Source organism: Janthinobacterium lividum, assembly GCF_011601275.1.
In the GTDB taxonomy this organism is placed as follows: Bacteria; Pseudomonadota; Gammaproteobacteria; order Burkholderiales; family Burkholderiaceae_D; genus Janthinobacterium; species Janthinobacterium lividum_E.
Genome location: NZ_JAAOLY010000002.1, coordinates 405,896 through 418,281, shown reverse-complemented (window position 1 = coordinate 418,281; position 12,386 = coordinate 405,896). Strand labels below are relative to the sequence as shown.

General features: G+C 63.8%; 9 protein-coding genes. All 9 read left to right on the top strand.

Going from position 1 to position 12,386, the window contains the following annotated elements; translation table 11 throughout:
- The 9 genes from holA to GYK42_RS04615 all read left to right on the top strand — a co-directional run bounded on the left by holA (position 1) and on the right by GYK42_RS04615 (position 12,238).
- Complete coding sequence (gene holA / locus GYK42_RS04655) at positions 1 to 1,017, top strand: DNA polymerase III subunit delta (RefSeq protein WP_166446518.1); 1,017 nt, start codon at positions 1 to 3, stop codon at positions 1,015 to 1,017.
- Positions 1,018 to 1,034: 17 nt separating this feature from the next.
- A complete protein-coding gene (locus GYK42_RS04650) occupies positions 1,035 to 2,306 on the top strand; it encodes a glutamate-5-semialdehyde dehydrogenase (protein WP_046684468.1) in 1,272 nt (423 codons plus the stop codon).
- A 68-nt stretch (positions 2,307 to 2,374) separates the two neighbouring features.
- Positions 2,375 to 2,812, top strand: a complete 438-nt coding sequence (locus tag GYK42_RS04645) for a CopD family protein (protein ID WP_034745744.1) — start codon at positions 2,375 to 2,377, stop codon at positions 2,810 to 2,812.
- A 10-nt stretch (positions 2,813 to 2,822) separates the two neighbouring features.
- Positions 2,823 to 3,440, top strand: coding sequence for a 2-hydroxychromene-2-carboxylate isomerase (locus GYK42_RS04640; protein WP_166446517.1), 618 nt, complete (start codon positions 2,823 to 2,825; stop codon positions 3,438 to 3,440).
- Between the two features lie 84 nt (positions 3,441 to 3,524).
- Complete coding sequence (locus GYK42_RS04635; RefSeq protein ID WP_431190149.1) at positions 3,525 to 4,730, top strand: THUMP domain-containing class I SAM-dependent RNA methyltransferase; 1,206 nt, start codon at positions 3,525 to 3,527, stop codon at positions 4,728 to 4,730.
- A gap of 74 nt (positions 4,731 to 4,804) precedes the next feature.
- Complete coding sequence (locus tag GYK42_RS04630) at positions 4,805 to 6,085, top strand: multidrug effflux MFS transporter (RefSeq protein ID WP_200880291.1); 1,281 nt, start codon at positions 4,805 to 4,807, stop codon at positions 6,083 to 6,085.
- A 203-nt stretch (positions 6,086 to 6,288) separates the two neighbouring features.
- The gene (locus GYK42_RS04625; protein ID WP_166446516.1) at positions 6,289 to 8,451 is read left to right on the top strand and encodes an HDOD domain-containing protein; all 2,163 of its coding nucleotides are present in this window, start codon (positions 6,289 to 6,291) and stop codon (positions 8,449 to 8,451) included.
- Between the two features lie 5 nt (positions 8,452 to 8,456).
- Positions 8,457 to 10,661, top strand: coding sequence for an EAL domain-containing response regulator (locus GYK42_RS04620; protein WP_046684464.1), 2,205 nt, complete (start codon positions 8,457 to 8,459; stop codon positions 10,659 to 10,661).
- A gap of 2 nt (positions 10,662 to 10,663) precedes the next feature.
- Positions 10,664 to 12,238 carry an SEL1-like repeat protein gene (locus GYK42_RS04615; protein WP_346768062.1) on the top strand — a complete coding sequence of 525 codons (1,575 nt, stop codon included), beginning with the start codon at positions 10,664 to 10,666 and terminating at the stop codon, positions 12,236 to 12,238.
- Positions 12,239 to 12,386 lie beyond the last annotated feature (148 nt).

The window sequence follows — 12,386 nt, the reverse complement described above, 5'->3', positions numbered from 1 at the left end:
ATGCAATTGCGGATAGACGCGCTCGATGGGCATGTGGCCAAGCCGCTGGCGCAGCTGTATGTGATCACCAGCGACGAACACCTGCTGGCGCTGGAAGCGGCCGACAAGATTCGCCGCGCGGCGCGCGCGCAGGGCTACTCCGAGCGCGACGTGCTGACGGTGGAACGCAGTTTCAAGTGGGGCGAGCTGCTGGCGGCGAACCAGGAGCTGTCGCTGTTCGGCGATAAAAAACTGATCGAACTTCGCATCCCCACCGGCAAGCCGGGCAAGGATGGCGGTGCGGCGCTGCAAAGCTACGCCAAAAATCTCAGTCCCGACAACCTGACCCTGATCACCTTGCCCAAGCTGGACTGGGCCACGCAGAAGGCGGCCTGGGTCGCCAGCTTGCAGCAGGCGGCCGTGTATATCGACATTCCGAACGTGGAACGGGCGCAGTTGCCGGCATGGATAGCACAGCGCCTGGCCGCGCAGGGGCAAAGCGCCGAACGGGCCAGCATCGACTTCATCGCCGAACGGGTGGAAGGCAACTTGCTGGCGGCGCACCAGGAAATCCAGAAACTGGGCTTGCTGCATGCCGCGGGGAAGCTGACGTATGAACAAGTGCAGGACGCGGTGCTGAACGTGGCCCGCTACGATGTCTTCAAGCTGTCCGAAGCCATGCTGGCCGGCGACCCGGCGCGCCTGGTGCGCATGCTCGAAGGCTTGAAAGGCGAGGGCGAGGCGCTGCCGCTGGTCTTGTGGGCCGTCTCCGAGGAAATCCGCACGCTGTTAAAATTGAAGGCCGGCATGGCACAAGGGCGTCCATTGGGCGCGCTGCTGAAGGAGTACCGCATCTGGGGTCCGCGCGAGCGGATGATGGAACCGGCCCTGCGGCGTATTTCGCTGCCCGTGCTGGAAGCGGCGCTGCAGCAGGCGGCGCAGGTGGACAAGATGATCAAGGGCTTGCGCGCCAAGGGCTATGCGGGCGACGCCTGGGACGCCATGCTGCAGCTGGGCCTGAAGATCGCCCGAGGTTAACTTTTATGGATACGAGCATGGACATCACAGAATATATGCAGGACGTGGGCACGCGCGCGCGCGCCGCTTCGCGCGCCATGGCGCGTGCCGACAGCGCCACGCGCAACCGCGCCTTGAGCCTGATCGCCGCCGCCATCGTGCGCGATGCCGATCTGCTGCGCGCCGCCAACCAGCGCGACCTCGATGCGGCCGCTGCCGCCGGCCTGGCGCCGGCCATGCTCGACCGCCTGACCCTGTCCGATGCGGCGATTGCCACCATGGTCGAAGGCTTGACGCAGATCGTCTCGCTGGCCGATCCGATCGGTGAAATCTCGAACATGAAATTCCGCCCGACGGGCATCCAGGTGGGCCAGATGCGCGTGCCGCTGGGCGTCATCGGCATCATCTATGAAGCGCGTCCGAACGTGACGGTGGACGCGGCCGGCCTGTGCATCAAGAGCGGCAACGCGACGATTCTGCGCGGCGGCTCGGAAGCGATACACTGCAACCGCGCGCTGGCCAAGCTGGTGGCCGAGGGCTTGCAGGGAGCAGGCCTGCCTGCCGATGCCGTGCAAGTGATCGACACCACCGACCGCGCCGCCGTCGGCGCCCTGATCACCATGCCGCAGTACGTGGACGTCATCGTGCCGCGCGGCGGCAAGGGCCTGATCGCGCGCCTGATGGAAGAGGCCACCGTGCCGATGATCAAGCACCTCGACGGCATCTGCCACGTCTATATCGACGCCAAGGCCGATATCAGGAAGGCGATCGATATCGGCTTCAATGCGAAGTGCCACCGCTACGGCACTTGCAACACCATGGAAACCCTGCTGGTGTCGCGCGCCATCGCCGCCACCGTGCTGCCGCAGCTGGCCGAACTGTATTTGACCAAACAGGTGGAACTGCGCGCCGATCCGGAAAGCCATGCGATCCTGGCCGCCGCTGCGTATCCGCACCTGGTGCCCGCCACCGAGGAAGACTGGTCCACCGAATACCTGGCGGCCATCCTGTCCGTGAAAGTGGTCGATGGCATCGACGAAGCGATGGACCACATCAACCAGTATTCATCGAAGCACACGGAATCGATCATCACGGAAGACTACAGCGATGCGCTGCGCTTCCTGCGCGAAGTCGATTCCGCCTCGGTGATGGTGAACGCGTCGACGCGTTTCGCCGACGGCTTCGAATATGGCCTGGGCGCCGAGATCGGCATCTCGAACGACAAGCTGCACGCGCGCGGTCCGGTGGGCCTGGAAGGCCTGACCTCGCTCAAGTACGTGGTATTCGGCCACGGCGAAGTGCGCAAATAGTCTCTTCGCGGGCTGCCCACAAGGCGGCCCGCGCTCTGTTTTTCTCCACCTCCGACACTGGGAACCCCATGCTCTTTCTCTGGACCAAAGCCTTCCACATCATCTTCGTCATGTCCTGGTTTGCCGGCCTGTTTTATTTGCCGCGCATCTTCGTGAACCTGGCGATGGAGACGGAAACGGTGGCCACCGAGCGCCTGCTGCTGATGGCGCGCAAGCTGTACCGCTTCATGTCCCTGCTGGCGCTGCCGGCCATGGTGCTGGGGCTGGCGCTGATGTGGATGCTGTACGGCGGGGGCGAAGGCCGCATGAAGATGCCTGGCTGGATGCACGCCAAGTTGACGTTCGTGGTGCTGCTGCTCGGCTATCACCACGCCTGCGGCTCCATCCTGCGCAAGTTTGAAAAAGGTCTCAACAAGCGCAGCCACACCTGGTTCCGCTGGTTTAACGAAGTGCCGGTGGTGATGCTGCTGGCCGTCGTCGTGCTGGTCGTGGTCAAGCCTTTCTAAGGGAGTCGAGATGAGTGCAAGCCAGAGCAAAGTCGTGCAGTATTTCTTCGCGCCTCACTCGCCATGGACCTACCTGGGTCATGCGCGCCTGATGGCCATCGCCGCGAAGACGGGCGCGCAGATCGACGTGCGTCCCTTCGACCTTGGCAAGGTCTTCAGCGTCTCGGGCGGCCTGCCGCTGGCCAAGCGCGCGCCGCAGCGCCAGGCGTACCGCCTGGCCGAGCTGGCGCGATGGTCGGCCTTTCTGCAAGTGCCATTGACCTTGCAGCCGAAGTTCTTTCCCGTGTCGCCGGAAGCATCGGCCAAGCTGATCATCGCCACGCGCCTGGCGCACGGCGTGGAAGCCTCGCTGAACCTGGCGCATGCCATCATGCGCGGCCTGTGGGCCGAAGAGCGCAACATCGGCGACGAAGAGACGCTGGTGCAGATCGCCGTTGATGTCGGCTTCGATGGCCGCCAGTTGTTGAAAACGTCGGAAACGGCCAGCGTGCAGGCCGAATACGACGCCAACACGGAGGCAGCCACCGCCGCATCCGTCTTCGGCTCGCCGTGGTACATCGTCGATGGCGAGGGGTACTGGGGCCAGGACCGCCTCGATTTCGTCGAGCGCGCGCTGGAGACGTTGTAGGTCGGATTAGCGCTGCGCGCGTAATCCGACAAGTTTTGAAATTTTTAGTTAATTGTTTTTCAACGGATAAAAGGTATCCTAATTATGGCTTCATATTTTTGCCCATGCCCGCGCGGCATGGAAGCGGCACTGGCCGAGGAACTGGGCGAGATCGCCCAGGATAGTGCGACCATGAAGGTCCACAACCAGGTTCCGGGCGGCGTACACTGCTCGGGCGACCTGCTCGATTCCTATCGCATCAACCTGCATTCGCGCATCGCTTCGCGCGTGCTGATGCGCATGGCCCATTCCGGCTACAAGACGGAAAACGATATTTATGACCTGACCCTGGCGCAATCCTGGGAAGACTGGTTCGGCGTGCACCACACGATCCGCGTCGACGTCACGGCCGTCAAATCGCCGCTGCGCAGCCTGGAATTCACGACACTGAAGATCAAGGATGCGATCTGCGACCGCTTCCGCGACCAGTTCAACGAGCGCCCATCGGTCAACACCAAGACGCCGGACATGCGCATCGTCGGCTTCCTCGACGCGCATACATTCACCGTCTACCTCGACACCTCGGGCGAAGCCCTGTTCAAGCGCGGCTGGCGCGAAGAGACGGGCGACGCGCCGCTGCGCGAAAACCTGGCCGCCGGCCTGCTGCGCGTGTCGGGCTGGAAGCCTGGCATGGTGCTGTTCGATCCGATGTGCGGTTCCGGCACCATCCTGGCCGAAGCGGCGCAGATGCTGCAGGGGATTCCACCGGGCGCGTCGCGCCAGTTCGCGTTTGAAAATTTCCACGATTTCGACCCGGCGCCGTGGAATGCCATGAAAAACGCCATCAAGGTCAATCCGCTGCCGGCCAAACCGACGATTTTCGGCAGCGATATCTCGGGCGACATGGTGGCCATGACGCGCCATAACCTGCGCTGCGCCGGCGTGCGCTTCGACGTACCGCTGAAACAGATCGAGGCGCAGGAAGTCAAGCCGCCAAGCGACGTGCCGGGCATCATGCTGACAAATCCGCCGTACGGCGAGCGTATCGGCGTGCGCGGCGACAGCACCATCCCGGAAGACGAGCTGTCGACCTCCTTCTATTCGGCCATGGGCACGACCCTGAAGCAGCGCTTCGCCGGCTGGACCGTGTTCCTGTTTACGGCCGACCTGGGCTTGCCCAAGCTGCTGCGCCTGAAAGAAGCGCGCAAGACGCCATTCTTCAACGGCGCGCTGGAATGCCGTCTGTTCCGCTTCGATATGGTGGCGGGATACAACCGCCGTGAAGAGGCGAAGCCGAAACCACAGCAGTAAGCGTTCACCGTTATACACCCGCAGTAGCCCCGCGCGCGGACCAATGCAGGTCCGCGCGCCACTTTGGATCCGCCATGTTTCCCACCCCTCCGGCCGATGTGCCGCCCGACCCGGTTACTCCCGTTCCACCTCCCACGCCGAGCCACATGGCGCCGCTCAGCCGCGGTGCGCTGGCGATGATGCTGGCCGGGCTGTCGATGCTGGGGCCCCTGTCGATCGACACGTATCTGCCCGCGTTTGGCGCGATCCAGGGTTCGCTGCAGGCCTCGCCACTGGAAGTGCAGCAGTCGCTGACGTTCTACATGCTCGCCTTTGCCGGCATGGTGCTGTGGCATGGCGCCATCTCGGATACCTTTGGCCGGCGCAACGTCATCCTCGTCTCCCTGCTGATGTTTGCCATCGGCTCGCTCGGTTGCGCCTCGGCGCACACGGTGCACTATCTGTGGTTCTTCCGCATCATGCAGGGCGTCTCGGCCGGCGCCGGCGTGGTGATCAGCCGCGCCATCATCCGCGACCTGTATGCCGATGCGGCGGCGGCGCGGCTGCTGTCGCTGGTGACGATGATCTTTTCCATCGCCCCGGCCGTGGCGCCGATTCTCGGCGGCTGGATCGTCATCTGGTTCGACTGGCGCTCGATCTTCCTGTTCCTTGCCTTTTACACGGTGGTGCTGCTGGCGTTCTGCTACTGGCGCCTGCCCGAAACCCTGCCGATGGAAAAGCGCCAGCCGTTCAACCCGCGCTTCCTCGCGTCGAGCTATGGCCAGATCCTGCGTTCGCCCCTGTTCCACATCAAGGCAGGCATCGTCGCCCTCAATTTCGCGGGCCTGTTCCTGTTCATCACGGCCGCGCCGGAAATGCTGCCCAAGCAGCTGGGCCTGGGGCCGTCGCAATTCGCCTGGCTGTTCATTCCCTGCGTGAGCGGCATCTTCATGGGCGCCGCGGCGGCCAACCGCATCGCCGGCAAGGTCACGTTCGCGCGCCAGATCGGCATCGGCTTTGCCTTCCTGCTGTGCGCCGCCAGCGTCAATGTCGTGTATCACCTGTTCCTGCCGCCATCCTTGCCCTGGTCCGTGCTGCCCCTGTTCTTTTACACCTTCGGCATGTCGCTGGTGGGGCCGGGCGCGACCCTGCTGGCGCTCGACCTGTTCCCGCATATCCGCGGAACGGTAGCCTCGTGCCAGTCGTTTGCCAGCACCTTGCTGGGCGCCGTGGTGGCCGGTGTGATCTCGCCGCTGCTGTCCGGCTCCGTGCTGTGGCTGGCCTCGGGCCAGCTGGCGTTTACGGGCCTGGCGCTGGCGCTGTGGCTGATATCGCGGCGCTTCCGCCACCGTTTGCTGGGTTCCTTCAAGGCATAAGTTTCCACTGTAGAACGCTGGATTTATTTCAACTTAATTTTCTATATTGCAAGTAATATCCGGCGCTTATGATAAGATGACTGCTTTCCCGGCATCCTCTCAGGCAACACATTTTTTGCTTACAGGAGTGGAGGATTCCTCTGAACGTGGCCGCGCTTCGCTGCTGAGCGCTCATCCTTTTCGAACCGGCAATGCCTGATACGATGCATCAATCTGATCAAGATATTCGCAATCGCCTGCTGATTGCCCGCTTGCCGGCCATGCCGCAGATCCTCCTCAAGCTGATCGCCCACCTGCAGGCCGACGACGCCGGCATGCCGGAGCTGGCCGCCCTGATCGCCAAAGATGCGGGCATGACCAGCAAGATACTCGGCGTGGCCAACAGCTCGGCCTACCATCGCCAGAGCAAGGTCGTCAGCCTGGAGCAATCGCTCGTGTCGCTGGGAACGGACATGATCAAGACCCTGGTCATCAGCGAATCCGTGTTCCAGACTTTTAACAGCTTCCCCCATTCCGGCAGTACGGATTTGCGCGCTTTCTGGAAAAGTTCGCTGTCGGCCGCCGTCATGGCGCGCGCGCTGGCCAAGGCCATGGGCTATCCGCACGCCGAGGAAGCGTATCTGGCAGGCTTGCTGCACAACGTGGGCCGCCTGGCCTTGCTGGCCACGGCGCCGAAGGAATACGCATTCAATTTCACGGCGCGCGACGATGCCGCCCTGTGCGCGGTGGAGCAGCGCACCTTGCAGATCACGCATGCGGAAGCGGGCGCCTGGCTGATCGAACGCTGGCACCTCGATTCCTTCCTGGCCGACAGCGTGCTGTATCACCATGAACCGCTGGCGCGCCTGGAAGCGAGCCATCCCCTGATCCGCATCGTGCGCCTGGCGCACCTGCTGTGCTGCCATGCCGGCGATGCGGACGAGGCCGAGTCCATCACGCAGGCGGCAAGCCTGTGCGCGCTGGACGTCGAGACACTGGAAGACCTGGCCGGCAGCGTTGCGCGCCAGGTGGAGCAGGCCGCGCAGTACCTGGGCATCGACCTGGCCGGCGCGGACGATATCGCCACGCCGCCCGCGTATGCGCCGCCCGCCCCCGATCCGGTGCAGCAGCGCCTGTCCGACGAAGTGCGCAACATGGTGCTGGTGTCCGAAGTGGGCCAGACCTTCGCCCGCCAGCAGAGCGAGAGCAGCCTGCTCGAAGCCATCACGCGCTCGGCGCGCATCCTGTTCGATTTCGACACCGCCGTCATCCTGCTGCAAAACGCCACCGGCCATGCGCTCGTCGGCGTGGCGGCGGGCGAACATCAGCAGCGCCTGGCCGGCTTCTCGATCCCGCTGGCCAAGGGCGGACCCCTGGCCGCCTCGGCGCTCGAGTCCCAGTTGGCCTTTTTAAAGCGCGACATGCCGGCGCTGGGCATCGTCGAGGAGCAGCTGTTCCGCATTCTTGGCACGGACAGCCTGGTCTGCGTGCCTTTGGCGTCGGGCCAGCGCAGCCTCGGTGTGCTCATTGGCGGCGTGGCGGCGTGGCAGATTCCCGCTTGCCAGAAGCGCGAAGGTTTCCTGCGCGCGTATGCCAACCAGGCCGCCACGGCGCTTGAAACGGCCATCAGCGCGCGCGGCCTGGCGCGGCGCCAGCTTGATCACGTGACCGAGGAATACCGCGCCGCGTCGCGCCGCGTCGTGCATGAAGTGAATAATCCGCTGTCCATCATCAAGAACTACCTGAGCGTGCTCGATCACAAGCTGGAGAAGCAGGAGCCCGTGTCGGGCGAAATGGCGATCCTCAATGAGGAAATCGACAGGGTCGGCCAGCTGATCGGCGGCCTGGCCGATCTGCAGCCGGCAGCGGCCAATGGCGTGACCGATTGCGCGCGCGTTGTCGACGATGTGCTGCGCCTGTTCCGCGCCACCGACTTCCTGCCGCCGAAGATCGAGGTCGTCACGCGCATGCAGGATGCGCCATGCGAGGTAGAGGCCGATGCCGACATGCTCAAGCAAATTCTGCTTAACCTGCTGAAAAACGCCGTCGAAGCCTTGCCCGATGGCGGGCGCATCGAAGTGGCGAACCGTGGCCACGTCAACCGCGACCGCCGCCTGTATCTGGAGCTGTGCGTCAGCGACAATGGCGCGGGCCTGGCGCCGGAAGTGCTGGCCAATCTGTTTTCCCCTGTGCGCAGCAGCAAGGAAGGCGCGCATCACGGCCTGGGCCTGTCCATCGTGCATGACCTGGTCACGCGCCTGCATGGCGTGATCGGCTGCCGCAGCAGCAAGTCCGGCACCTCGTTTGAAATTTTACTGCCCATTCCCTTGCCGACGAGCGCTGCAGCCGCGCTGCCCGCACCCGGCAATACCGCCTTGTCCTCGTAACGTCCATGAACTCCTCCGCCATTCCGTTTGACCTGGAAAACAGCCCGCGCATCCTGCTGGTCGACGACGAGCCCCGTCTGCTCGCCTCCCTCCACGAACTGCTGAAGGACCGCGGCTACCAGCTGCACACGGCCACTTGCGGCAGCGAGGCGCTGGCGCAGTTGTCGAAGCTGCGCTTCGACCTGATCCTGCTCGACCTGCGCCTGCCCGACATGAGCGGCCATGAAATCATGGACCACATCAACCGGCGCGGCATCGAGGGCGACGTGATCGTCATGAGCGGCGACGTCGGCATCGAGGCGGCCATCGGCGCCCTGAAGCGTGGCGCCTACGATTATCTGCGCAAGCCCTACAGCCGGGAAGAACTGCTCAAGACGGTGGAGAACGCGCTGCAAAAGCGCAAGCTGGCGCTGGAGAACGAGCGCATCGCGCTGCAGCTGGAAAACTCGGAAAAGATGTACCGCTATCTGGTCGACAGCTCGCCCGACATCATCTATACGCTGAACCACGAAGGCCGCATCACCTTCATCAATGACAGGGTGCACCAGTTGCTGGGCTTTAGCCGCGAAGAGCTGATCGGCAGCCATTATTCCATCCTCGTGCACGATGAAGACCAGGAGCGGGCGCGCTATGCCTTCAATGAGCGCCGCCTCGACGAGCGCGCCTCGCGCAATGTGGAACTGCGCCTGAAGTGCCATAGCGGCACTGGCAGCGACCGCACCTTCAACAACACCTTGATGACGATTCCGCTCAATTCGATCGGCATGCACAGCCACGATCACGAAGCGAAAAAGCAGGAGTACTTCGGCACCTACGGCGTGGCGCGCGACATCACCGACCGCAAGCGCGCCGAGGAAGTCATCTCTTACCAGGCCTACCACGACATCCTGACGGACCTGCCGAACCGCATGCTGTTCAAGGACCGCCTGGGGCTGGCCGTGATCCAGGCGCGGCGCAAGCTGACGGAGCTGGCCGTGATGTTCATCGACCTCGATCGCTTCAAGCTGGTCAACGATACCCTGGGCCACGTGAAGGGCGACGAGTTGCTGCAGCAGGTGGCGCTGCGCCTGAAGGATTGTCTGCGCCGCGGCGATACGCTGGCGCGCCAGGGCGGCGATGAATTTACCATCGTGCTGCCGGAATTGCGCGACCGGCAGGATGCGCGCCTGATCGCCGACAAGTTCCTCGAATGCCTGCACCAGCCCTTCGACCTCGATGGCAACCAGGTGCATATCTCGGCCTCGATCGGCATCGCCATCTATCCGGGCGACGGCGAAACCATCGACGAGCTGCTGCGCCACGCCGACATCGCCATGTACCAGGTCAAGGCGCTGGGCAAGAATGGCCACAGTTTTTATCACGAGTCCATGCTCGACGTATCGCACCAGAAGATCGCGCTCGAGCAAAGCTTGCGCAAGGCGCTGGAACTGAACCAGCTGGAGATGTATTACCAGCCGCAGGTGGACGTGATGACGGGCCGCATCGTCGGCGCCGAAGGCCTGATGCGCTGGAACCACCCACAGCGGGGCTTGCTGACGGCCGGTGAATTCCTGCCGTTTGCCGAGGAAAACGGCTTGATGCTGCCGATCTCGGACTGGATGCTGGGCGCCCTGTGCCGCGACCTGGTGCAGTGGAACGCGGCCGGCGGCGAAGCCGTGCGCCTGTCGCTCAATTTGTCGCCGCAATACCTGGACCGGGGCGACTTTTTCGAGAAGATGCGCGGCGCGCTGACGCGCTATGGCATCGCGCCGGAAAAGATCGAAGTGGAAATCACGGAAAACATCTGCATCCGCAACCCGCAGTATGCGATCGAGCAGTTGAACAAGCTGTGCCAGCTGGGCGTGTCGGTCGCCATCGACGATTTCGGCACTGGTTATTCCTCGCTGTCGTACCTGCACCGCTTCCCCATCCACACGATCAAGATCGACCAGTCGTTTGTGAAGGAAATCCACGACGAGCACGGACACTATCCCGTCATCCTGGCCATTATCTCGATCGCGCGCGGCCTGGGCCTGCACCTGATCGCCGAAGGCGTGGAGACGGAAGGGCAAGCGCGCTATCTGCAGGATAAGGGTTGCACCACGATGCAGGGCTATCTGTACCATCGGCCCATTTCACTGGGCAGCTTTATTGGCGTGCTGCAGGAGCAGAACCGTCTGATCGCCAATGCCGCCCCCGCGCCGTCCCAGACTCTGGCCATCGAGGCTTGACCGTGCCGCTTGCCGCTCCCCGCTCCACGGCCGCTCATTACACGGCTGATTACCTGCGCCTGAAAGGACTGGCCGAGAAGGGCAATGCGAACGCCCAGCACAGCCTGGGCTTCATGTATTTCAATGGCCAGGGCATCGAACAAAGCTATGCGCTGGCGCTGCACTGGTACGGCCTGGCTGCCGCGCAGGGGCTCGAGCACGCGCAATATAACTTGGGCGTGATGTGCCAGAAGGGCCAGGGCGTGCCACAGGATTTTGCGCAGGCGGCGCATTGGTACCAGCAGGCGGCCGAGCAAGGCTACGCGGCGGCGCAGTACAACCTGGGCTGGCTGTATGCCAAGGGCCAGGGACTCGCGCAAGATAGCGGGCAAGCCATGCTGTGGTTCAGCCGCGCGGCGGAACAGGGCGATGCTGGCGCGCAGAATAATCTGGGCATGATGTATGACAATGGCAAGGGCGTGCCGCAGGATTTCGCGCAAGCCATCGCCTGGTACCGCAAGGCCGCCGAACAGGGCTATGCGCGAGCGCAGTTCAACCTGGGCCTGCGCTACGACAATGGCCAGGGCGTGCGCCAGGACCGCCAGCAGGCGACGGCCTGGATGCGCAAGGCGGCCGAGCAAGGCTATGCGCCGGCCCAGTTCAACCTGGCGCTGCGCTATGAAAATGGCGACGTGCTGCCGCAGGACAGCCAGCAGGCAATCGCCTGGTACCGGCGCGCGGCCGAGCAGGGCCACGCCAGCTCGCAGTTCAACCTGGGCCTGATCTACGACAATGGCCAGGGCGTGCCCTGCGATAAACAGGCGGCCCTTGAGTGGTACGTGAAGGCGGCCGGCCAGGGGCACGCCGCGGCCCAGCACAACCTGGGTTTGCACCATGAACACGCCGCGCACGATTACACGCAGGCGCAGGTGTTCTACCGCCAGGCGGCCGGGCAGGGCTTTCCCGCCGCGCAGTATCAGCTGGGACTGTTGCATGAGCACGGACAGGGCATGCCCGCTGATGCGCAGGAAGCCATCTTCTGGTACCGCAAGGCGGCCGACCAGGGGCATGTGCGGGCGCAGTTCGACCTGGGCCTGCGTTATGAGCATGGCCAGGGCGTGCCGCAGGATCTGTCGCTGGCGCTGGAATGGTACCGCCGCGCCGCGGATCAGTATTACGCGCCGGCGCAATACATGCAGGGTGTCTTGCACGACCGCGACGATGGCCCGGCGCCCGACAGCCAGCAGGCCTGCGCCTGTTACTGCCGCGCCGCCGCGCAGGGGCACAGCCTGGCCCAGTTTGCCCTGGGCCTGCGGCATGACAATGGCCAGGACGTGCCGCAGGACTATGCCGCCGCCTGGGACTGGTATGCGTTGGCCGCGCGCCAGGGCCATGCACGGGCCCAGTTTAACCTGGGTTTGATGGCGGCCAGCGGCCAGGGCAGCCCGCTCGATTTGCAGCAGGCGTATATCTGGCTGTCGATGGCGGCGGCGGCCGGCGTGGCCGGCGCGGAAAAATCCTTGCGCCAGACGGCGGCGCGCATGCGCGAGACGGATCTGGCGCGGGTGCGTGAACAATTGGCGGCGATAGCAGGTTAAGCCAAGCCTGCGGCGTTAGCGTGCGCGAATACAACAGCAGGTGCTGTATAGTCCTCTCCCTCCGCTCTCCGCGGCACCTCCTGTTTCCTCCAGACGCAAAAAATTGCTGCGGTATTTGCAGTTTTGATGTGCTAAGGTTCCAGAAGAA

Bases quoted from the DNA above. Each gene is read 5' to 3' on its own strand.
- holA (WP_166446518.1), top strand. From the start codon at position 1: ATGCAATTGCGGATAGACGCGCTCGATGGGCATGTGGCCAAGCCGCTG.
- GYK42_RS04650 (WP_046684468.1), top strand. From the start codon at position 1,035: ATGGACATCACAGAATATATGCAGGACGTGGGCACGCGCGCGCGCGCC.
- GYK42_RS04645 (WP_034745744.1), top strand. From the start codon at position 2,375: ATGCTCTTTCTCTGGACCAAAGCCTTCCACATCATCTTCGTCATGTCC.
- GYK42_RS04640 (WP_166446517.1), top strand. From the start codon at position 2,823: ATGAGTGCAAGCCAGAGCAAAGTCGTGCAGTATTTCTTCGCGCCTCAC.
- GYK42_RS04635 (WP_431190149.1), top strand. From the start codon at position 3,525: ATGGCTTCATATTTTTGCCCATGCCCGCGCGGCATGGAAGCGGCACTG.
- GYK42_RS04630 (WP_200880291.1), top strand. From the start codon at position 4,805: ATGTTTCCCACCCCTCCGGCCGATGTGCCGCCCGACCCGGTTACTCCC.
- GYK42_RS04625 (WP_166446516.1), top strand. From the start codon at position 6,289: ATGCATCAATCTGATCAAGATATTCGCAATCGCCTGCTGATTGCCCGC.
- GYK42_RS04620 (WP_046684464.1), top strand. From the start codon at position 8,457: ATGAACTCCTCCGCCATTCCGTTTGACCTGGAAAACAGCCCGCGCATC.